The following is a 21,074-nucleotide window of genomic DNA, read 5'->3' on the forward strand; positions in this document are numbered from 1 at the left end:
TGACCGGATGGAGACAAACACCCACGGGGGCTAAACTATCCACGATGCGACTTCTGATTGCTACATGCGCTGTTGATTACACGGGGCGGCTGAACGCCCACCTCCCTAAAGCCAAGCGGCTCATCATGGTCAAAGCCGATGGCTCAGTGTTGATCCATAACGACGGCGGCTCGTATAAACCGCTGAACTGGATGAGCGCGCCTGTTCACACGCATGTGAGTGAACCTGATGAGGTGGATGCCGCAGAAGGTGTTGAGTCGATGTGGATTGTCCGCAACGCCAAGACCGGGGATGCGCTCACGATTCGCATCTATGAGGTGTTCGCCGATGACACGCATGAGTTTGGCGTGGATCCGGGCCTGATCAAGGATGGTGTTGAGGCTGATCTGCAGCGCCTCTTAGCCGAGCAGATCCATCTCATCGGCGACGGCGCGGCCCTGGTGCGCCGTGAGTACATGACCGCTATCGGGCCTGTCGATATTCTCGCGCGGGACGCTGACGGCGGCTATGTGGCGATCGAGCTGAAGCGTCGCGGTGAGATCGATGGTGTTGAGCAGTTGACGCGGTATCTTGAGCTGATGAACCGCGATCCCCATCTGGCGCCTGTCCGCGGGATCTTTGCCGCCCAGCTGATCAAACCTCAGGCCCGCACTCTCGCTGAGGACCGCGATATCGAATGTTTGGTCTTGGATTACGATGCGATGCGCGGCGTCGATGACGTCGAGTCGCGTCTGTTCTGAGCTCAGGCTCGCATAAACCCTCGCATGAAGCCGAGTGCTACCGTTCCGGCCCACTGTCGGCGGCCTTCTGTACTAATTTGATGGCGATTGACGCCAGGTCCCCATACCGGCAACCGGTCCGGCTTCAACCCATGAGGCGAGGCCGGTGTAGTCGCCATAGCTCATCGCAAGATTGATCTGTTGCTCGCGGTTTTTGATCTCGACCACAACCCAGTCGGAGGGGAACCGTCCAGGCACCGTCTCGGACGGTTCCCACCCGAGCACTTGAATGTCCGGCCGTTGCAGCTTCAGCACTGGGATGGGGCTGACAGAAAAGAGGCGTAGAACATCGAGTCGATGGTCGCCGTATCTGCAGATGACGCGCGTCCAGCGCTCCTGTTCGTTGTGTAATGCACCTTTAAACGTGCCGAGGGTACGCCGCAACTGGTTGCGGCGTACCCTCATAGCAACGAAGTAGGCGCCGATCAGCACAAGAACGAGTACTCCAAGCAGGAGCAAGCCCTGTGCGATCGACATGGTGAATCAGGCTTCGGTCGAATCCACGAGCGACGCACGGTCAGCAACGATGGTCACTCGGTTCGAGTCGACCGAGAAGAAACCCCCAGCGGCCTGAATGTGGATGCGAGCGCCATCGACGGGCTCTACCTCCACGTCGCCGCTGGCCAGCAGAGCCATCAGTGGCGAGTGGAATGGCATGACACCAATCTCACCTTCCACCGTGGTTGCTTTCACGAAACGTGCCTCACCGGACCACACGTGGCGGTCTGCTGCGACAACTTCCACATCCAACGTAGCCATAATTACTTAGTGGCCTTCTCGATCTCGTGTGCCTGACGCTGTACGTCTTCCATGTCACCACAGTTGAAGAACGCCTGCTCTGGCAGGTGGTCGACGTCGCCGTCTGCGATCGCCTTGAAGCCTTCGATGGTGTCCTTGATCGGAACCGTCGAACCTTCAACACCGGTGAACTGCAGAGCAGTGTAGGTGTTCTGGGAGAGGAACTGCTGGATACGACGTGCGCGTGCAACGACGATCTTGTCTTCTTCCGAGAGCTCGTCAACACCGAGGATCGCGATGATGTCCTGGAGTTCCTTGTTCTTCTGCAAGATCTGCTTGACGCGGACAGCCGTGTCGTAGTGATCCTTACCCACGTACTGTGGGTCCAGAATGCGGGAGGTCGAGGTCAACGGATCCACAGCTGGGTACAGACCACGCGAGGCGATCTCACGGGAGAGCTCAGTGGTTGCATCCAAGTGCGCGAACGTGGTTGCTGGCGCCGGGTCGGTGTAGTCATCCGCAGGGACGTAAATCGCCTGCATCGAGGTAATCGAGTGACCACGGGTCGAGGTAATGCGTTCCTGCAGCAGACCCATCTCGTCAGCGAGGTTCGGCTGGTAACCCACTGCGGAAGGCATACGGCCCAGAAGGGTCGAAACCTCGGAACCTGCCTGGGTGAAGCGGAAGATGTTGTCGATGAAGAGCAGAACGTCCTGGTTCTGCACGTCACGGAAGTATTCCGCCATGGTCAGGCCGGTCAGTGCAACACGCAGACGCGTGCCTGGTGGCTCGTCCATCTGGCCGAATACCAGTGCCGTGTCCTTAAGAACGCCGGCCTCTTCCATTTCAACCCAGAGGTCGTTACCTTCACGGGTGCGCTCACCAACGCCGGCGAATACCGAGGTACCACCGAAGTTGCGGGCAACACGGGTAATCATTTCCTGGATCAGGACGGTCTTACCAACACCAGCGCCACCGAACAGACCAATCTTTCCACCCTTGATGTAAGGGGTCAGAAGGTCAATAACCTTAATACCGGTTTCCAGCATCTCGGTTGCACCTTCAAGCTCTGCGAAGTGCGGAGGCTTGCGGTGGATCGGCCAGTGGGCGTCGGCCTTGATTTCGTCCTGGTCAACGTCGAGGGATTCACCCAGAACGTTGAAGATGTGGCCCTTGACACCGTCGCCAACTGGGACGGAGATCGGTGCACCGGTGTCCTGTACGGTGGTGCCACGAACCAGGCCGTCGGTGGTCTGCAGGGAAATTGCACGAACGAGGTTGTCACCCAGGTGCTGGGAGGTCTCGAACGTGATCTTACGGGTCTCGCCTGCGAGGGTGACCTCACAGGTCAGTGCGTTGTAGATCGCTGGGATCGCGTCAGCCGGGAACTCGACGTCCACGACCGGACCGATCACGCGAGCGATGCGGCCGGTTGCGCCCGGCGTCGCGGTCGCTGCCGCTTCGGTAACTTGAGCAGTCATGTCTCTCACTTCGCTGTTATAGCTGGGGTGGTCTTCGGTTGAGGGGTCTTAGCCGCCGAGCGAGTCGGCGCCTGCGACGATCTCCGTGAGCTCCTGCGTAATTTCTGCCTGGCGGGCGTTGTTACGCAGTCGCGTGTACTTCTCAATCAGTTCTTCTGCGTTGTCGCCTGCGTTCTTCATTGCACGCTGGCGAGCTGCAAGCTCGGATGCTGCAGCCTGCAACATGGCTGCGAAGATACGAGAGTCCAGGTAGCGCGGGAGCAGTGCGTCAAGCACCTGCTCTGGTTCCGGCTCGTAGTCGTAGAGCGGATGGAGTTCGGATTCGTCCTGAACTTCCTCTTCAACGACTTCGAGTGGAAGCAAACGGGTCACGTTTGGTTCCTGCGTCACCATGGACTTGAACTGGGTGTACACGAGGTGGATCTCGTCTACCCCACCGTTTTCGTATTCACGCTCGAAAGTTTCGAGCACGGCGGCGCCAATTTCTTGAGCAGTATCGAATTCAGGTGCGTCAGTGTTACCTGTCCACACTCGCTTATACTCGCGTCCGCGGAAGTCGTAGTACTGCTGAGCTTTGCGGCCCACCAGATATGCGTCTACTTCCTTGCCTTCTTCCTTCAGAGCTGTGATGAGCTCTTCCGCTTCCTTCATGATGGATGCGGAGTAGGAACCAGCCAGACCACGGTCGGAGGTGAACACCACTACAGCGGAACGCTTAGCGGTTTCCTTCTCACGGGTCAGTACGTGGTCGATTTCGGACTGCGAGGATACGGCAGATACAGCGCGAGTGATCGCATTGGCATAAGGCAGGGCTGCAGTAACGGCGTTACGCGCCTTGGTAATGCGCGAGGTCGCGATCAGCTCCATCGCCTTGAAGATCTTCTTCATCGAAGATGTCGATGCGATCTTCTGGCGGTAAACCCGGATTTGGGCTCCCATGGATGTCCTTTCATGCCCCGCTGGTGGTGGGCGGCGAACCTTCGAGGTTTCGCTGGTTCGCCGCCACCTTCAGCGGATGTGCGATCAGCGCTTCTGCTTGACGATCTGCTCCTGGTTGACGTCTTCGGCAGCCAGAGCGTCATGCTCTTCGTTGCCGGCAGTCACCAGGGTGTCGTGGCCTTCACCGAAGAAGCCACGCTTGAACTCGGTCACTGCAGATTCGAGCTCTGCAACAGTCGAGTCCTCGAGCTTGCCCGATTCTGCGATCGTGGTCAGGATCGAGGTGCGGTGGCGCAGGTTCTCCAGGAACTCGGTTTCGAAACGGTTGATGTCTTCAACCGGGACGTCGTCGAGGTAGCCGTTGGTACCTGCCCAGATGGAAGCGACCTGCTCTGGGACCGAGTACGGCTGGTACTGGCCCTGCTTGAGCAGCTCCATGAGGCGTGCACCGCGGGTCAGCTGCTGGCGGGATGCGGCATCGAGGTCCGATGCGAACATCGCGAACGCCTGCATGTCGCGGTACTGTGCCAGATCGAGCTTCAAGGTACCGGAAACCTTCTTCATAGCCTTGACCTGTGCGGCACCACCAACGCGGGAGACGGAGACACCCACGTCGACAGCTGGACGCTGGTTGGCGTTGAAGAGGTCGGACTGCAAGAAGATCTGACCATCGGTAATGGAAATAACGTTCGTTGGAATGAACGCGGAAACGTCGTTTGCCTTGGTTTCGATGATCGGCAGGCCGGTCATCGAGCCGGCACCCATCTCATCCGAGAGCTTCGCGCAACGCTCGAGCAAGCGGGAGTGCAGGTAGAAGACGTCACCTGGGTATGCTTCACGGCCCGGTGGGCGGCGCAGCAAAAGGGACACGGAACGGTAGGCTTCAGCCTGCTTCGAGAGGTCATCGAAGATGATGAGGACGTGCTTGCCGCCGTACATCCAGTGCTGACCGATTGCGGAACCCGCATATGGTGCGAGGTACTTGAAGCCTGCGGAGTCGGATGCTGGGGAAGCAACGATGGTGGTGTACTCCATCGCGCCGTGCTCTTCCAGGGTGGACTTCACAGCCGCGATCGTGGACGCCTTCTGGCCGATTGCGACGTAGACGCAACGGACCTGCTTGGTGACGTCACCGGATGCCCAGTTTTCACGCTGGTTCAAGATGGTGTCGATCGCGATGGCGGTCTTACCGGTCTGGCGGTCGCCAATGATCAGCTGACGCTGGCCACGGCCGACAGGGATCATCGCGTCGATCGCCTTCAGGCCGGTCTGCAGCGGCTCATTAACCGACTGACGCTGGGTCACCGTTGGAGCCTGCAGTTCAAGCGCGCGACGGCCTTCAGCCTTGATCTCGCCCTGATCGTCAATTGGCTGACCCAGCGGGTCAACTACACGGCCCAGGAATTCGTCACCGACTGGCACGGAGAGAATCTCTCCGGTGCGGTGGACCTCCTGGCCCTCTTCAATACCTTCAAAGTCACCCAGGACAACAACACCGATTTCACGGCGGTCCAGGTTCTGGGCCAGGCCCAGGGTTCCGTCTTCAAAACGAACCAGTTCGTTCGCCATCACGGAGGGAAGACCCTCTACGTGGGCAATGCCGTCAGCTGCCGAGACAACGTGTCCGACCTCTACACGCTCTGCGGAATCCGGGGTGTAGGACTCTGCGAAGCTGTTGAGTGCGTTACGGACTTCCTCGGCATTGATGGTCAGCTCGGCCATCTGCCTCTCCCTGCTCTCTAGATTGGTGGTCCCTACCGGTTTCCGACCGGTCGTTGGGACGTCATGCTTTTAAAACTACTCGGTTGCGGACTTAGCTTGCGAGCTTGCGGCGCAAATCTGCCAGGCGGCTTGCAGCGGTTGCGTCAACCACTTCGTCGCCTACAACAATCCGGACGCCACCTACGACACTTGGGTCGATCACTTCGTTGAGGCGAAGTTCGCGACCGTACATCGAGTTCAGCCCGGCCTGCAGTCGCTCGCGTTGCGAATCGGTCAGCGGACGGGTCACACTCACCGTAGCGATGAAACGCTGCTGCCGGTGTGCCGCGATTTCAGCGAAACGCTCTACCAGTGCGGTAGGTCGCAAGCCGCGAGGATGAGATACCGCCTGCGCTAGCAGTGCGCGGGTCACATCAGAGGCTTGTGGTGCAAGCTTCTGTGCGAGCTCAACCTTCGCGTCGACTGGTGCTTGTGGATCAGTCAGAGCCCACTGGAGCTCGTGATCGGAAGCGACCAGGTCAACGAAACCGAGCAGCTCGGTCTGGAGTTTGTCCAGTCCAGCGGCGCCGTCTACCTTTTCGGCAACGGTCGTCGCGGTGATGGCGGCGACGAGTTCGAGGGTGTCGCCTAGGTCCCGTTCGGTGGAGAAGCGCGAGCGCGCCAGCCCCTCGAGGACCTCGCGAGCCTTATCACCGACACGTTCCCCAAAGAGGCTGCGTACCAGCGAAGCCCGGGCTTCCGGCTCCCGTGAAGGATCCGTCAGCGCACGACGCAAAGCTGCATTCTCGTCGATGACGTTCAGAGCGCCAAACAGATCGGTCGCCCACGAAAGCTCGGCAGTGGATGCCGAAGACTCGAGTGCTGCCAGCGCGTTCGCCAGCGCCTCGTTCGTCGCAGTTGCCATTAGTTCGACGCCCCCTGCTGCTGTGCTTCGAGATCAGCCAGGAAGCGGTCAACAACGCGCTGCGAGCGTGCGTCATCTTCAAGGGCTTCGCCGACAATCTTCGAAGCGAGGTCGGTTGCCAGCGAGCCAACCTCAGTGCGGAGGGAGGCCTGTGCTGCAACGCGCTCTGCCTGGATGCTGGCTTGCGCCTGCTCGGTGATGCGTGCTGCATCCTCAGCGGCCTTAGCCTTCATCTCAGCAAGGATCTGTGCACCTTCTGCGCGCGCTTCCTCACGGATGCGGTTTGCTTCGGTGCGGGCTTCCTGCAGCTGCTGCTGGTATTCAGCTTTGGCAGCTTCAGCTTCAGCCTGTGCGGCCTCAGCCTTCTGGATGCCACCTTCGATAGCGGCGGTGCGCTCCTCGAAGGTCTTCTCGAACATCGGGGTCGCTACCTTGCCGACGATGATCAGCAGAACCAGGAAGCCGACGAGGGTGACGAGCACCTCCCACCAGTTCGGCAGCAGCGGATTAGCGGCACCTGCCGCGAGGATCACTGCGTTATCCATGTTTCACCCGTCTTTCTTGCGTAATGGTCCATCAGCGTGGTTTTCCCTCACCCCTTAAGGGTTGGAAGGGGAATTCACGCGATTAGTTCCAGACGAACGCGAAGACGAGACCCAGAATTGCAAGTGCCTCGGTGAACGCCAGGCCCATGAAGGCGAGTGGCTGCAGCTTGTTCTGGAGTTCCGGCTGGCGTGCGACACCCTGGATGAAGGCAGCGAACACGAGGCCCACGCCAATACCACCACCGATGGCGGAGAGACCGTAGCCGATGGCGTTGAGGTTTCCGGAGATCTGCATGATTTTCCTTTCACGGTGTCCGCGGTTTGTGAACTGGTTTGTGGATCCACGGACAAGGGCGGATGGTTGTCCCTCTAGCGTCTCGCTACAGGGCAGTTTGTTGGATAGTGCTAGTGGGCTTCCGCGATCGAGCTCTGGATATACACCGCGGTCAGCAGGGCAAAGACATAAGCCTGCAGAACCATGATGAAGATCTCGAACAGGAACATACCTACTGCACCGATGAAGACGAGCACACCGAGTGGATATCCATACCACTCACCCATCTTCAGGAACATGAAGTTCATCGCTGAGCCAGCAAGCGCAACGATCATGTGACCCGAAAGCATGGTTGCGAACAGACGCAGCGAGTGCGTCATTGGACGAACCAAGAACGTCGAAACGATCTCGATCGGAATCACAAGGAAATAGAAAGGCCACGGCACACCCGATGGCATGAGTGCGACCTTGAAGTAGCCAATCCCGTGGGTCTTGAAACCCAGGTAGATCCAGTAGACGTACACGATGCCGGCTAGCGCGTACGCTGTACCGACGTGTGACGTGGTGGGCAGTTGGATGAAGGGCACAGCCCCCATCAGGTTGCTGACAAGGACAAACGCAAACAACGCCACCAGAAGCGGGGTGTATTTGCGGAACTCCTTTTCGCCGAGCATGTCACGGCCCACTGAGTTCCGGACGAAGGAGTAGAACCCTTCACCGAAGAACTGGAAGCGGCCTGGAATCATTTGACGCTTGCGTGCTGCAGCGACAAAGAACCACGAGAGGAGCAAAACAGTAAGCAGTACGACAAGCATCTGCTTGCCGAACCCGGTGCCGTATTCGGCGCCCCACGGGATGATCTCCGGAAGGTGGAGGTCATCGATGGTTGGTGGGATGAAACCGTCGGAACCGGCGGCTGTGGAAAGCGCAAGCGCGATCAACGCGTTTCCTCTCTAGAAGCTGTACGGCTGTCTCCGCACAAAGAATCATCGGGATGATCATCGTGGTATTCGGAGACTCGTGCTGGGGTGTGGCTTTATTTCAGGCGTCCGGCTTCCCTACGACGGTCAACGTGATGACGCCAAGCGATATAGAGCCCGGCCACGGCACCTAATCCGGCTCCTACGAAAAGCAGCCACGAACGGTCCAGGGCCATACCCGCCAACCATCCTATCAAACCGAAGGAGATGATCCCGCCGAGTAGATAGGTCACGTATTCGCGCACAGGATGTTCCGCAGCATCTGGTGGCCCATAGCCGCGCTGGGTCGAATTAAGCCTCTTTTTTGCCATTGTCACCACTTCGTTAGTTGTAGATCCGGAGACGGATTTTCATCATCGCCCACATCTCAGCAGCCTGCCAGGCGATGAACGCCCCCACTGCCCCTGCGATGGCCCATCCGCGTGAAAACCAGCTTTCATCCGGTTGGATGAAAAGCAAGAAACCGAAAGCTATCACCTTGATCACGTAGGTGATCATGAACGCCGCAAGAACGGCATCGGGCTTTCTCTTGCCAACCACGTGAGCTACGAGCAAGGAGATAGCAAAGAACACCATAACGACGGCCGCCGCGGCGAACGCTGAGAACGCGCCCGGGAACCTGGCGAAGACCGCCCCGAGGACAGTGATCACTACCGTTACAGCTGAGCCGGCAGCCGCGGAGTAAGCCAGCACCCTCAGCCACGGAAAGGCAATGGAATCCGAGGCTTCGGTGATGAGGTGCGGCTGTTGTTGCGACATCTAGACGCGGCCCTTCCTACGTATATGCAGCTTCTTGTGTTCAGCTTCAGTGCGATGGGCGAGCTTGCGACGGATCCACGGGTGGATCGTCAAGATCCCCGCCCCAAGCAACAGAAGGCCCCAGATCGGCAAGATGATCGGTGCGGGGACCCGGTTGATCAGGATGGCGCCGAACGCGACGATCGCGCTCCACAAATACAGCAACAAGACCGCGCCGCGATGCGTGTAGCCGCCGTCGATCAGCCGGTGATGCAGGTGTCCACGGTCTGCTGTGAAAGGTGAGCGTCCGCGTGCGGCACGCCGCAAAACCGAGAGGAACAAATCGACCAAAGGCAAGGCGATCACCGCGATCGGGAGCACGATCGGCATATATGCGGGGATGTTCCTGAAACGTTCACCATCAAGGGCACGCAAGTCTGCCGTGACAACAATCGTGGCAACAGCCATGACCAGCCCGATCATCATCGCACCGGACTCCCCCATGAAAATCTTGGCGGGGTTGAAATTATGGATCAAGAACCCAAGGGATGAACCCAACAGGATCGCCATCAGCAGCGCACCAAGGTTCGCGTGATCGTACTGATTGACCTGACGGGCAAGCGTATAGCAGTAGATGAAAAACGCGCTCGCGCCAATCGCTGCGATGCCGGCGGCGAGGCCGTCGAGACCGTCAACAAAGTTGATCGCGTTCATCATCATGATCATGAGGAACATCGCCGCACCGATCTGCCACACCGATGAATCGATCTGAACCCAACCGACCGGCAAAACCTCAAGCCTCACCCCGGAAACCGCCATGATGAATGAAGCCAACAGCTGACCTAGCAGCTTGTAGTACCACCGCAGTTCATACAGATCATCGGCGACCCCGACCACCAGGATCACGATGAGCGCCAGAACCAAGCCCGCCACCACATCGGGCCGGATGAACACGCCGGTCAGAAACGGTGCCTGAGCCGAGGCCGCCAACGCAACCAGGAACGCAACGATCATGGACACGCCACCGAGCTTAGGGATCTTCTCGGAATGGACGTCACGGGCACGGACCGGGATATCGGCCATAGTGCGTTTACCTATGGCCCTCAGAACCGGAGTCAGCGTTGTAGACACCACGAACGCTAGAGCCGCGAGCAGAAGATAGACCCTCATGGTTCGGGCGTCTCCTCTGCCACGGTGTTTGGTGCCGGTTCGGTGTTCGGTGCGGGGTTTCCGTCGATGTCGAGGATGCTCGGGTCTGCCTCACGCAGCTGTTCAACGCTCAACGCCCCGGCGCGCACAACCTTGGGTGGTGTGACCGTGTAGTCGACAATGGTCGATGGCGGAGCCGGCTCGGACTCGGACGGCGCGGATTCGGACAGCTCAGACTCGGACGCCTCATCCTCGTTGGTTGCGGCGTCTTCTTTCGTTGCAGCACCCTCAAGGTAGACGGCTACCGAGTCCCCCAGCATCTCGTGTGCCTTCTGCGCGCTCATCGCGGCCGGCATCCCGGAACGGTTAGCGCTTGAGACCGCCAACGGGCCGGTCTGCGACAACAGTTCGAGCGCATCCTTGTGATCAGGCATCCGTAACGCAACAGTGCCCCGGGTCTCTCCGAGGTCCCACGTCAGGGAGGGTTGCGCCATCAAAATGAGGGTCAGCGCGCCCGGCCAGAACTTCTCGGCAACCGCGCTCGCCCCTTCTGGGATGTCAGTGGCCAGCCCTTGGAGTGTCTCGGGGCGTGGGATGAGCACCGGCGGCGGCATGTGACGCCCCCGCCCTTTAGCCGCCAGAAGGGTCGCGACAGCTTGCGGGCTGAACGCGTCCGCAGCCACACCATAGACGGTGTCAGTGGGCATGACGACCAGACCCCTAGCGCCGAGGGCCTCGGTTGCTCGCGCGATACCGTCAGCGCGCGCTTCAGGGTCGGTCAGATCATATGTAGTGCTCACTCTTCTATTCTTTCATTCCCGCGACTGGTTTATTTACACAACCGCTTCTGCTCCGTTGCGCCACATGATCGTGACGCGGTCCCGGCCAGTCAGGTCAGTCATCGTTTGGGTGCGGTTGAATGCCCCGGTGGCGCACGCCGCATGCCGCAAGGGTGAGCCTTGCTCTTCTGCATGCTCCATCAGTATCACTCCCCCCGGTCGCAAGGTGTGGCCAGCGAGCTCGATCAAAGCGAACGGGATACTCAAGCCGTCTCCCCCTCCCCCATATAACGCGGTGTGAGGGTCAAAGAATTGGGTCTCAACATCACGGATCGGCGTGGCATCGGGAACATATGGTGGGTTCACGCACACCATATCCAAGCACCCGGGCTTGGCCGCATAATGGGTGAAAACATCTTCCTCGATCAGCTCCACGCCGGTGCCGGCGAGGTTCCGGCTTGCGTAGCTCGCGGCCTCGCCGCTGGCCTCCACCGCCTCGATATGAACAGGCGCCTGCCCCTTCGCTTCTGTGACATGAGACGCGAGCGCGGCCGCGATCGCCCCGGAACCTGCGCACCAGTCAGCGATCCGCACCTGCCGCGAAGCAGCTTGTGCATCGTAGGTAACTAGCGCATCGTAGGTAGCTGGCACATCGTTCTCAGGCGCAGGTTCACACGCCGCCAGCCCCTGCAGGACCTTCAAAGCCTGTTCAACGAGCGTTTCGGTTTCCGGCCGAGGCACGAAAACGCCCGGCCCCACCTCAAGCTCAAGCCCATAGAAACCGGCAGTCCCGAGGATATGCTGCAGTGGCTCACGGCGCGCCCGCCGCTCAACAAGACGCTCGAACCCCTCTGGTGTGGGGGCACCCCGAAGCGAAGCCGCCATCAACTCACCGCGCGAAACACCCATCGCGTGCGCGGCAAGCCATTGGGCATCGGCTGCCGGTGAGGCAACCCCCGCCTCAGCAAGACGGGCACTCGCCCACCCGAGCGCAGCCTTTAGATCTGAAGGCGCTGCCGATAAATCTGGAGGCGCTGCCGATAAATCTGGAGGCGATGCTCCTGGGTTCGAAGGCGCCCGGCCGTCATCGGAAGGAAGAGACATCTCGGTACAACCTATGTTTTAGTTGCCCTCACCTACGTGGGCTAGGCGCTCGGCTTCATCCATCTCGATGCAGGAGTCGATCACAGCCTGGAGGTCGCCATCAAGCACGGCGTCGAGGTTGTAGGCCTTATAGCCGGTGCGGTGATCCGCGATGCGGTTCTCCGGGAAGTTGTAGGTGCGGATGCGCTCGGAACGGTCCATAGTTCGCACCTGCGAACGGCGCTGATCAGCCTGTTCCGCCTCGATCTGCTCCTGCTGGTGGGCGAGCAAACGCGAGCGTAGAACGCGCATCGCGGCGGCACGGTTCTGGATTTGTGACTTCTCGTTCTGCATCGCAACCACAATGCCGGTCGGCAAGTGCGTGATGCGCACCGCAGAGTCGGTCGTGTTCACGGACTGTCCACCCGGGCCGGAGGAACGGTAGACGTCGATTTTGAGGTCGTTGTCGTGGATCTCGATCTCTTCCGGCTCATCGACTTCCGGGAACACCAAGACGCCAGCGGCCGACGTGTGGACGCGGCCTTGGGACTCCGTGACAGGAACACGCTGGACCCGGTGGACGCCACCTTCGAACTTCAACGCGGCGTAGACGCCTTCGGCGGGTTCGCTGCCGGTCCCCTTGATCGCAACCTGGGCGTCCTTATAGCCGCCCAGATCGGATTCGGTAGCCGAGAGCATTTCGGTCTTCCAGCCGCGGTTCTCCGCGTAGCGGATGTACATGCGCAACAAGTCTCCAGCGAACAACGCGGCTTCCTCACCGCCTTCACCGCCTTTGACTTCGAGGATCGCATCGCGGCCATCGTTAGGGTCACGCGGGATCAACAAACGACGCAGCTTCTCTTCAAGCTCCGGGATCTGGGCTTCGAGCTCTTTGGCTTCTGCCGCGAACTCTTCATCAAGTTCTGCCATCTCGGCAGCGGCCTCGTGGTCTTCACGCGCCTGCACCAGCTTGTTGTGCGTCTCCACGATCGGACGCAATTCGGCGGAACGGCGGCCTAGCTTGCGCGCCATCCCCTGATCTGAATACACGTCCGGATCAGAAAGCCTGGTCTGTAGTTGCTCGTATTCGTCCAGGATCGCTTGGATCGGATCGTTCGTTTCACTCATCATGTTTCCTACGTAGGTCGGCTCACGGTGATCGGCTCTGAAAATACCGGCTCTTAAAACGCCAGGTCTTAGAACACCAGGGTAGAACAAACGCTCCTTATGGCAGGCCCTTCACGTGCCTGCCATAAGGAGCGTTGTTGCGCGGCTACTTGCCGTCCAGCGTGGTGCGGTTGACCACCATCAAGAACTCCGCATTCGATTCGGTTTCCTTGATCTTGGTCGTCAAAAGTTCGAGCGCCTGCTGCGGTTCAAGGCTTGAGAGCACCCGGCGCAGACGCCACATGATCTTCAATTCCTCAGGTGAAAGCAGGTTCTCTTCGCGGCGGGTCGAGGACGCGTTGACGTCCACTGCCGGGAAAATGCGCTTCTCAGCGAGGCTGCGTGACAGACGCAGCTCCATGTTGCCGGTGCCCTTGAACTCTTCAAAAATGACCTCGTCCATCTTGGACCCGGTCTCGACCAGTGCTGTCGCAAGAATCGTGAGCGAACCACCATTTTCGATGTTGCGGGCAGCACCGAAGAAACGCTTTGGCGGGTAGAGCGCTGCAGCATCGACACCACCGGAGAGGATACGGCCCGATGCCGGGGCGGCCTGGTTGTAGGCGCGGCCCAAACGGGTCATCGAGTCCAGCAGAACCACGACGTCGCGGCCCTGCTCAACGAGGCGTTTAGCGCGTTCAATCGCTAGCTCTGCAACAGTGGTGTGATCCTCAGCCGGGCGGTCGAACGTGGAAGCGATGACTTCGCCGTCCACCGTGCGTTGCATGTCGGTAACTTCCTCAGGACGCTCATCAACAAGAACCATCATGAGGTGAACCTCAGGGTTGTTCTTCTTGATCGAATCAGCGATCGACTGCAGGATCATCGTTTTACCGGCCTTCGGCGGGGAAACGATGAGGCCGCGCTGGCCCTTACCGATCGGGGCAACAAGGTCGATGATGCGCGGACCAACCGACTTAGCGCCGGCTTCAAGACGCAAACGCTCTTCCGGGTAGAGCGGAACGAGCTTATTGAAGTTCACTCGATCCTTGTTCTCATCAGCCGGAAGACCGTTCACGGTCGCGAGCTTGATCAGCGGCGTGTAGCGGTTACGTTTGCCGTTATTGGAGTGGTTGTTGTTCTCGTCCTCACGCGGAGCACGAATCGCACCAACAACAGCGTCACCCTTGCGCAGGTTGTACTGGCGAACCTGCTTCATCGTCACATAGACGTCGTTCGGGCCGGGCAAATAACCGGAGGTGCGGATGAACGCGTAGTTATCCATCACATCGAGGATGCCCGCGACTGGTGCGAGCACGTCATCCTCGGTCAGCTCGGTATCCTCAACCTCGATCTGGTTACGGCCCCGGTTACGGCGGTTGTTGCGCTGACGTTCGCGGCGGTTACCACGCGAATCGTCGTTGTTGTTGTCACGATTACGGTTGCGGCGGTTGCGCTGGTTACGCGAACCACGATCATCCGAGTCCTCGTGAGAGTCCTCATTGGAGTCGTTGTGATCACGGTCGCGCCCACGCCGGTTACGGCGGTTGCGCTGATTGCGGGTCTCGCGGCGGTTACGGCCCCCTTCGTTGTGCGAATCCTCGGAAGAGTCCTCACCGGATTCGTTCTCGGAGCGGTCGTTCTCGCCGTTGTTCTTCTCAGCGCTGTTTTTATCGCTGTGCTTCTTCTCAGCGTTGTTCTTATCGCCGCGGTGCTTATCACTTTCGTGCTTGCCGCCACGGTTTGTGTCGTCGCTGTGATTTTTGTCGCTGTTGTTCTTGTTCTCGTCGCGGTTCTTATCATCTGCGTGTGCAGAGGATTCTTCCCCGGCGTGCTGATCGTTCTTCGACGGTGCACCGGCTGCAGCGGAGGAAGAGCGACGACGGCGGCCACGGCCCGAGCGTGAAGACTCATCCGCCGCATCGGCGGTCTTATCTGTTGCGTCAGAGCTCTTAGCGGAAGCGGAATCACCTTCAGCCGCCCCAGCCTTATCAGCCGGAGCCTTATCGGCGTCCTTCTTCTGAGCGCCCTTGCGCGCTTGGCTCTGCGCGTCTTTCTGGGCCTTTTGAGCTTCTTCCTTCTTCTTAGCGGCCTCACGGTCAGCGACGGCACCGCCACGCTGATGGTCCTGAATCTTGGCCACCAAATCAGCCTTACGGAGGCGACGAGCGCCGGTGATACCCAGCTGCGAAGCCAATTCCTGAAGCTGAGCGAGCTTCAACGATGCCAAACCCCCTGAAGCTTTCTTAGCTGGAGCTTTAGCTTTCGTCTCAGTCTGCTCAACAGGTGCGCCGGTGTTCTCGGCGGTGGATTGGGACACGAAGGTTCCTTCCCTCGTCACATGCACACTTCACACATGAAACATTTTCGAAGCTGTGCTTATTGGGAAAAATTTGGTCATACTGCACCCCGGAACGGTGGTCACAGCAACGGGATTCTTGCCAGGAGCACCATGACAGTAGGCCTGGAAACCAAACCAGTTACAGAAACCAAAGTATTTCCAGCAACCGCTGACGGTGGCCTCACGCCGACCCGCTTGATACCTCGACCGGTATCGAAGCCGGGATAGAGCAAGACTCCCATCCATCCGATGTACATTTCTACACACGTCAACGCACATGCGCCTTAGACGCGGTACTTCGGTGGAACGTGCATCTCATACGCTCAACAAGCGTTCCGATGCACCTCTACCATAGCACCTCGTTCGTCAAGACCTGGCATGAAGACATCCCAGCCGCCTCCCGATGTGACGTCTTTCAAAACCTCAAGTGCGGCATCGGCATGGTTTTCACCGTTGGCAAGCACCAACACCGTTGGACCGGCGCCCGAGATCACAGCCGCACACCCCGCGGCTCGGGCAGCACGCACCAGCCGGGCTGACTCCGGCATCGCCTCAGCACGGAAACGTTGATGCAACCAATCCCGCGTGGCCCGCATCAGATGGCGCGGATCCTTCGTGAGCGCGTATGTCAGCAGTGCTGCACGGCCAGCATCCGCGGCGGCATCCGCGTGATCCACGACCGCCGGCAACAGGCTACGGGCGGCGTGGGTGGACAACGTGGTTTGAGGAACCGCGGCCACAGGCGTCAATTGCGGATGAACTCTGGCAACCACCGTGGAGAACTCGACCCCAGCGACTGGGCTCAGCGTCGCACCGCACGCAGTAACCGCTCTGTGGTCTTCACTGTCTTCCCGGGCCGCATCCACGCTCACCGGTTCCGATGCATCCACCGCGTCTTCGGCAAGCGAAATCGTGTAGCCGCCGTACACGGCCGGCGCAACGTTATCCGGATGCCCTTCATAGTGGGCCGCGAGCTGAAACAAAACGTCACGCTCCCGGTCAACATCCAGTCCCAACAGGCCAGCTGCTGCGAAAACCGCGCTCACAATCGCCGCGGCCGAAGATCCCTGCCCGCGACCGTGAGGAATATGGTTCTCGGCAATCAGCTCAAGGCCCACACAATCGAGCACATCGGCGGCCACCCCAAGGTCGGTGCATGCACGGCGCAGAGTCCTGACCACAAGGTGCGATTCATCCCGCGGGAGCGTCTCAGTGCCCTCGCCGGTGATCTCAACCGAAACACCGGGTTTGGCGAGCGTCCGGACCACCAGGCGGTCGCCGTAACCTAACGCCAAACCCAAACTGTCATAACCAGGCCCAAGGTTCGCGCTCGTGGCGGGAACGTTGACCGTCACGGAACGGCCAGCAACCAGCTTCAAGCGGCCGCACTCATCACGAACCGGCTCACATCCGCTCGCCATGACTATGCGTCGCCGGTGTTGGCGCCGTCTGCGCCGGCGGAGTCACCTGAAGATGTAGCGCCGCCGGAAGAGACCAAGCCGAGTGCTTCAGCGACCGTATGCACATCGAACGGCAGCTTGCGCGGGGCGGCTTCCTCAGCAGGTGCGGACTTCACGGCCCATTCAGGGTCCTTCAAACCGTGGCCGGTCACGGTGATCACGATCGTCTTGCCTTCCGGAGCCTTCCCAGCCTGATGCATCTTCAAAAGGCCCGCAGCGCCCGATGCGGAGGCCGGCTCAACGAACACGCCCTCACGTGAAGACAACCAGCGGTGGGCTTCCAAGATTTCCTGGTCGGTCACGGAATCGATCAGGCCGCCGGACTCGTCGCGCGCCGCTTCAGCCTGCTTCCAGGATGCCGGGTTACCGATCCGGATGGCTGTCGCAACGGTCTCTGGTTCAAGGATTGGGTGTCCCTTGACGATGGGAGCCGCACCTTCTGCTTGGAAGCCCCACATGATCGGGGTCTTGGTCGCGACCGGTTCCATGACCTCACCGTGGTGGTTCTCGGTCTTGTTCGCGTACTCCTTATAGCCCTTCCAGTACGCGGTGATGTTGCCGGCGTTACCGACCGGCAACAGGTGATAGTCAGGGGCGTCGCCCAAGAAATCGACCACCTCGAAAGCGCCCGTCTTTTGTCCCTCAATGCGGTTCGGGTTGACCGAGTTGACGAGGAACACCGGATATGACTCCGAGAGCTTCCGGGCAACATCGAGGCAGTTATCGAAGTTGCCGTCGATCTGGATGATCTGCGCACCGTGCGCGATCGCCTGGGAAAGCTTACCCATCGCGATCTTGCCGTCTGGAACCAAGACCGCGCACGTCAGCCCCGCCTGCTTGGCATAAGCCGCAGCGGAAGCCGACGTGTTGCCAGTGGAGGCACACACGACGGCTTTGGCGCCTTCGTTCACCGCGGCCGTAATCGCCATCGTCATACCGCGGTCCTTGAAGGAACCGGTCGGGTTCATGCCCTCAACCTTGAGGTAGACGTCATTGCCCGTCTCTTCCGATAAAGCCGGCGCATACACCAGCGGTGTGCCGCCTTCTCCGAGCGTGACAATGCGATCGTCTTTACCGATCGGTAGACGGTCAGCGTATTCGCGGATGACCCCGCGCCACTGGTGAGCCATTTAGGCTTCTCCTCCTTCAACGCGCAGAACCGAGGAGATGCCCCGGACCACGTCCAATTTCTTAAGGTCTTCCACGGTCGCTGTGAAACCGGATTCCTGGGCGGCGTGGGTGATGAGCCGCAACAGTGCGCGCGGCTCACCAGAGTTCTCGGTGTCAGTAGCGGCCAGCGATTCTTGCTTCATCGATTCGATCGAAACACCGTGCTGCGCGAAGGTCTGGGCGATCCGGGCGAGCACACCCGTGGTGTCCTCAACCTCGATTCCGATGGTGTAGCGGGTTACGGTTTCGTCGATCGTCAGTGCCGGAAGACCTTCCGGCAAGGTGAACGGCTGGAGTGCGGTCCCGTTGATGCGTTGCCGCACGGCCGTCACAACATCCCCCATGACAGCCGATGCGGTAGGGGCTCCGCCTGCCCCGGCACCGTAGAACATGAGCTGGCCTGCGTTTTCGGCTTCGACGAACACCGCGTTGAACGCCCCGTGTACGGCAGCGAGTGGGTGTTCGCGTGAGATGAGTGCGGGGTGGACCCGCATGCTGACCCCGGTCTCTGTCTTGTTGACGATGGCTAGCAGCTTGATGACTTGGTTGTTCTCTTGCGCGGCTTTGACGTCAGCGGCGGTCACCGAGCGGATGCCCTCGGTGTAGACCTCATCGATCGTGTACGGGGTTCCGAATGCGTAGGTCGCAAGGATCGCGGCCTTGGCTGCTGCGTCGTGACCGTCGACGTCGGCGGACGGATCCGCTTCGAGGTAGCCGAACGCTGAAGCCTCCTCCATCACGGCTTCCAGCGATGCTCCCTCGCGGTCCATCTTGTCGAGGATGTAGTTGGTGGAACCGTTGACGATCCCCATGACCGAGGTGATGTTGTCACCGGCTAGGGACTCGTAGATGGGCCGCAGGATCGGGATCGCACCGGCCACAGCGGCCTCGTAGAACAGTTGAGCGCCCTTCTTACGTGCCAGCGCGTTGAGTTCAGCGCCAGACTCCGCGATGAGCGCCTTATTACCTGTGACCACATCCTTGCCGGCTGAGAGCGCTTCGACGATGTAGGTCTTGGCTGGTTCGATCCCGCCCATGAGTTCGATCACGAGGTCCGCATCAGCGATCGCGGCAGAAGCGTCGTCCGAAATGATGCCGCGGTCAATCCACGGGCCACGATCAGCCTCAGTGTTACGAACCACCACGTGGCTCAGCTCGAGTGCCGCCCCGGTCTTCTCCTGCAAAACCTCGTGGTCTTGACGCAGAATCCGGGCAACCTCGGCCCCAACAGTTCCGGCGCCGAGCAAGGCTACTTTCAGTGTGGTGGTCATAGGTTGTTGGTTCCTCAATTCCTCAGCAGAAGAGTGTCCGGCCCGGTATGTATGGACGCGGGCCTGATCGGTGACGGTTCAGCTGTACAGTCCTAGGTGTGCAGTCCTAGTCCTGCAAACCTAGGTCGCGCGCGTAGAGATCATCGACTGTTTCACCGCGCACGATGAGCCTGTGCTTACCGTCCTTAACAGCAACAATGCCAGGACGAGTGAGCATGTTGTAGTTCGATGACAAAACGAAGCAATATGCGCCGGTGGCCGGCACAGCCAGGATGTCGCCTCGCATGACGTCGTTGGGTAAATACACGTCGCGGACCACGATGTCACCGGATTCGCAGTGTTTTCCTACCACGCGAGAGAGCGCGCCAGGCGCATGCGATGTGCGGGAGGCTAGCACCGCTGAATAGTCCGCGTCATACAGAACCGGCCGGGCGTTATCTGACATTCCGCCGTCTACGGAGATGTAGCGGCGAGCGGCGGACTCCCCCGCCTCGGTTTCCACCGTGACGTCCTTGATGGTCCCGACGGTGTAGAGGGTTACGCCTGCAGGGCCTGCGATGGAGCGGCCTGGCTCAATCGAGATGCGCGGGCATGTGATACCGAGGCGTTCGGTTTCCTCACGGATCGCGGCGGCGATACCGGCGGCGATCTCGTGTGGTTCCCGTGGGGTGTCGGCTTCGGTGTAGGCGATGCCGTAGCCGCCGCCGAGGTCGAGTTCGCCAAGCTCAACGCCGTGGGTTTCTTTGATCCACGCCTTGAAGCCCAGCAAGCGACGGGCCGCTTCTTCGAAGCCTGCGGATTCAAAGATTTGCGATCCGATGTGACAGTGCAAGCCGATCAGCTCGATGTTCTCGGCGTCCAGGGCCTGAGCCACCGCCTGCGCAGCTGCCGAGAGGTCGGCGCCGGGCCGTGGCGTCATCGAGAGCCCGAATTTCTGGTCTTCGTGCGCAGTCGCAATGAACTCGTGCGTCGAGGCGTGAACGCCTGGTGTGAGTCGCAGCATGACCGGCGCAGTGGCGCCTCGACTGTGGGCGATCTGGTTGATGCGTTCGATCTCTTCGAGTGAGTCCGCGATGATGCGGCCCACTCCCGCGTCGATCGCGCGCCGCAGTTCGGCATCGGATTTGTTGTTGCCGTGCAGGCCGATGTGGGCTGGGTCCGCACCTGCCGCTAGTGCCAGTCCCATCTCCCCACCCGACGCGGTGTCGATGCGCAGGCCTTCCTCGGTGACCCAGCGGACCACTTCGCTGGTCAGCAACACTTTCCCGGCATAGTAGACGTCCGCGCCGCCACACAGGTCAGCGAAGGCCTCATCGTAGGCCTCTTTAAAGGCACGGGCACGGGTACGCAGTTCGTCCTCGTCGATCACATAGATCGGTGTGCCGTAGGTGCGCGCGATCGTCTCAACCGCAACCCCGCCGATCACCACCTGGCCCGAGGGGTCGCGCCGCGCTGAACGCGGGAACAAGCGTGGCCCATTGGCGCGCGCCAGGTCGCTGAAGTTCTCCGGGACTGCCAGCCAGTCAGGGGCCAGCGGCGATGGGTGTGTCGTGCTCATCAAGATCCTTCACTTCGAGTGTGCTGTCACGTCTGCTAGTGCACGCGCTCTAGTAG

At 60.0% G+C, this 21,074-nt stretch carries 21 protein-coding genes; 1 reads left to right on the top strand and 20 read right to left on the bottom strand.

The annotated features are described in order from the left end of the window. The first annotated feature begins 44 nt into the window (after positions 1-44). Positions 45-740 (top strand): endonuclease NucS, encoded by a 696-nt coding sequence (gene nucS / locus HMPREF3175_RS01880; RefSeq protein ID WP_070490412.1) that lies wholly within the window; start codon positions 45-47, stop codon positions 738-740. A 72-nt stretch (positions 741-812) separates the two neighbouring features. Here nucS and HMPREF3175_RS01885 read toward each other — a convergent pair whose 3' ends face one another. The 20 genes from HMPREF3175_RS01885 to lysA all read right to left on the bottom strand — a co-directional run bounded on the left by HMPREF3175_RS01885 (position 813) and on the right by lysA (position 21,018). After that, on the bottom strand, positions 813-1,256 hold the full coding sequence (locus HMPREF3175_RS01885; protein WP_035754605.1) for a DUF2550 family protein: 444 nt from the start codon (positions 1,254-1,256) through the stop codon (positions 813-815). 6 nt (positions 1,257-1,262) lie between these two features. Further along, positions 1,263-1,538, bottom strand: a complete 276-nt coding sequence (locus HMPREF3175_RS01890) for a F0F1 ATP synthase subunit epsilon (protein ID WP_035754603.1) — start codon at positions 1,536-1,538, stop codon at positions 1,263-1,265. A 2-nt stretch (positions 1,539-1,540) separates the two neighbouring features. After that, on the bottom strand, positions 1,541-2,998 hold the full coding sequence (atpD, locus tag HMPREF3175_RS01895; RefSeq protein ID WP_035754601.1) for a F0F1 ATP synthase subunit beta: 1,458 nt from the start codon (positions 2,996-2,998) through the stop codon (positions 1,541-1,543). 48 nt (positions 2,999-3,046) lie between these two features. Further along, positions 3,047-3,937: a F0F1 ATP synthase subunit gamma gene (locus HMPREF3175_RS01900; RefSeq protein ID WP_035754599.1), complete on the bottom strand. Its 891-nt coding sequence runs from the start codon at positions 3,935-3,937 to the stop codon at positions 3,047-3,049. 84 nt (positions 3,938-4,021) lie between these two features. Further along, positions 4,022-5,659 (bottom strand): F0F1 ATP synthase subunit alpha, encoded by a 1,638-nt coding sequence (gene atpA / locus HMPREF3175_RS01905; protein WP_035754597.1) that lies wholly within the window; start codon positions 5,657-5,659, stop codon positions 4,022-4,024. Between the two features lie 91 nt (positions 5,660-5,750). Further along, entirely contained in the window at positions 5,751-6,563 is an 813-nt protein-coding gene (locus HMPREF3175_RS01910; RefSeq protein ID WP_035754595.1) for a F0F1 ATP synthase subunit delta, read from the bottom strand. Continuing rightward, complete coding sequence (locus HMPREF3175_RS01915) at positions 6,563-7,108, bottom strand: F0F1 ATP synthase subunit B (protein ID WP_070490414.1); 546 nt, start codon at positions 7,106-7,108, stop codon at positions 6,563-6,565. Before HMPREF3175_RS01915 ends, HMPREF3175_RS01910 begins: the two co-directional genes overlap by 1 nt. A gap of 82 nt (positions 7,109-7,190) precedes the next feature. After that, positions 7,191-7,403, bottom strand: coding sequence for an ATP synthase F0 subunit C (gene atpE, locus HMPREF3175_RS01920; RefSeq protein WP_035754591.1), 213 nt, complete (start codon positions 7,401-7,403; stop codon positions 7,191-7,193). Positions 7,404-7,513: 110 nt separating this feature from the next. Beyond that, a complete protein-coding gene (gene atpB, locus HMPREF3175_RS01925; protein WP_035754589.1) occupies positions 7,514-8,323 on the bottom strand; it encodes a F0F1 ATP synthase subunit A in 810 nt (269 codons plus the stop codon). Positions 8,324-8,418: 95 nt separating this feature from the next. Beyond that, the gene (locus HMPREF3175_RS10090) at positions 8,419-8,673 is read right to left on the bottom strand and encodes a disulfide bond formation protein B (RefSeq protein ID WP_141739803.1); all 255 of its coding nucleotides are present in this window, start codon (positions 8,671-8,673) and stop codon (positions 8,419-8,421) included. 13 nt (positions 8,674-8,686) lie between these two features. Next, positions 8,687-9,121, bottom strand: coding sequence for a Cg1360 family ATP-synthase-associated protein (locus HMPREF3175_RS01930; protein ID WP_070490416.1), 435 nt, complete (start codon positions 9,119-9,121; stop codon positions 8,687-8,689). Then, entirely contained in the window at positions 9,122-10,270 is a 1,149-nt protein-coding gene (locus HMPREF3175_RS01935; protein ID WP_035754586.1) for an MraY family glycosyltransferase, read from the bottom strand. Then, the gene (locus tag HMPREF3175_RS01940; protein ID WP_070490418.1) at positions 10,267-11,049 is read right to left on the bottom strand and encodes an L-threonylcarbamoyladenylate synthase; all 783 of its coding nucleotides are present in this window, start codon (positions 11,047-11,049) and stop codon (positions 10,267-10,269) included. The genes HMPREF3175_RS01935 and HMPREF3175_RS01940 overlap by 4 nt, the downstream gene beginning before the upstream one ends. A gap of 33 nt (positions 11,050-11,082) precedes the next feature. After that, entirely contained in the window at positions 11,083-12,132 is a 1,050-nt protein-coding gene (locus tag HMPREF3175_RS01945) for a N5-glutamine methyltransferase family protein (protein ID WP_083285371.1), read from the bottom strand. 18 nt (positions 12,133-12,150) lie between these two features. Beyond that, on the bottom strand, positions 12,151-13,242 hold the full coding sequence (gene prfA / locus HMPREF3175_RS01950) for a peptide chain release factor 1 (RefSeq protein WP_083285372.1): 1,092 nt from the start codon (positions 13,240-13,242) through the stop codon (positions 12,151-12,153). A gap of 142 nt (positions 13,243-13,384) precedes the next feature. Continuing rightward, positions 13,385-15,538 carry a transcription termination factor Rho gene (gene rho / locus HMPREF3175_RS01955; protein ID WP_035754649.1) on the bottom strand — a complete coding sequence of 718 codons (2,154 nt, stop codon included), beginning with the start codon at positions 15,536-15,538 and terminating at the stop codon, positions 13,385-13,387. Between the two features lie 344 nt (positions 15,539-15,882). Continuing rightward, positions 15,883-16,980, bottom strand: a complete 1,098-nt coding sequence (gene thrB / locus HMPREF3175_RS01960) for a homoserine kinase (protein WP_070490420.1) — start codon at positions 16,978-16,980, stop codon at positions 15,883-15,885. Between the two features lie 2 nt (positions 16,981-16,982). After that, positions 16,983-18,149 carry a threonine synthase gene (gene thrC, locus HMPREF3175_RS01965; protein WP_070490422.1) on the bottom strand — a complete coding sequence of 389 codons (1,167 nt, stop codon included), beginning with the start codon at positions 18,147-18,149 and terminating at the stop codon, positions 16,983-16,985. Continuing rightward, the gene (locus tag HMPREF3175_RS01970; RefSeq protein WP_070490424.1) at positions 18,150-19,460 is read right to left on the bottom strand and encodes a homoserine dehydrogenase; all 1,311 of its coding nucleotides are present in this window, start codon (positions 19,458-19,460) and stop codon (positions 18,150-18,152) included. Between the two features lie 106 nt (positions 19,461-19,566). Next, positions 19,567-21,018, bottom strand: a complete 1,452-nt coding sequence (gene lysA / locus HMPREF3175_RS01975; RefSeq protein ID WP_070490426.1) for a diaminopimelate decarboxylase — start codon at positions 21,016-21,018, stop codon at positions 19,567-19,569. Positions 21,019-21,074: the final 56 nt, after the last annotated feature.

Origin of the sequence: Arthrobacter sp. HMSC08H08, from assembly GCF_001807575.1 — a bacterium.
Taxonomy (GTDB): Bacteria; Actinomycetota; Actinomycetes; order Actinomycetales; family Micrococcaceae; genus Pseudoglutamicibacter; species Pseudoglutamicibacter albus.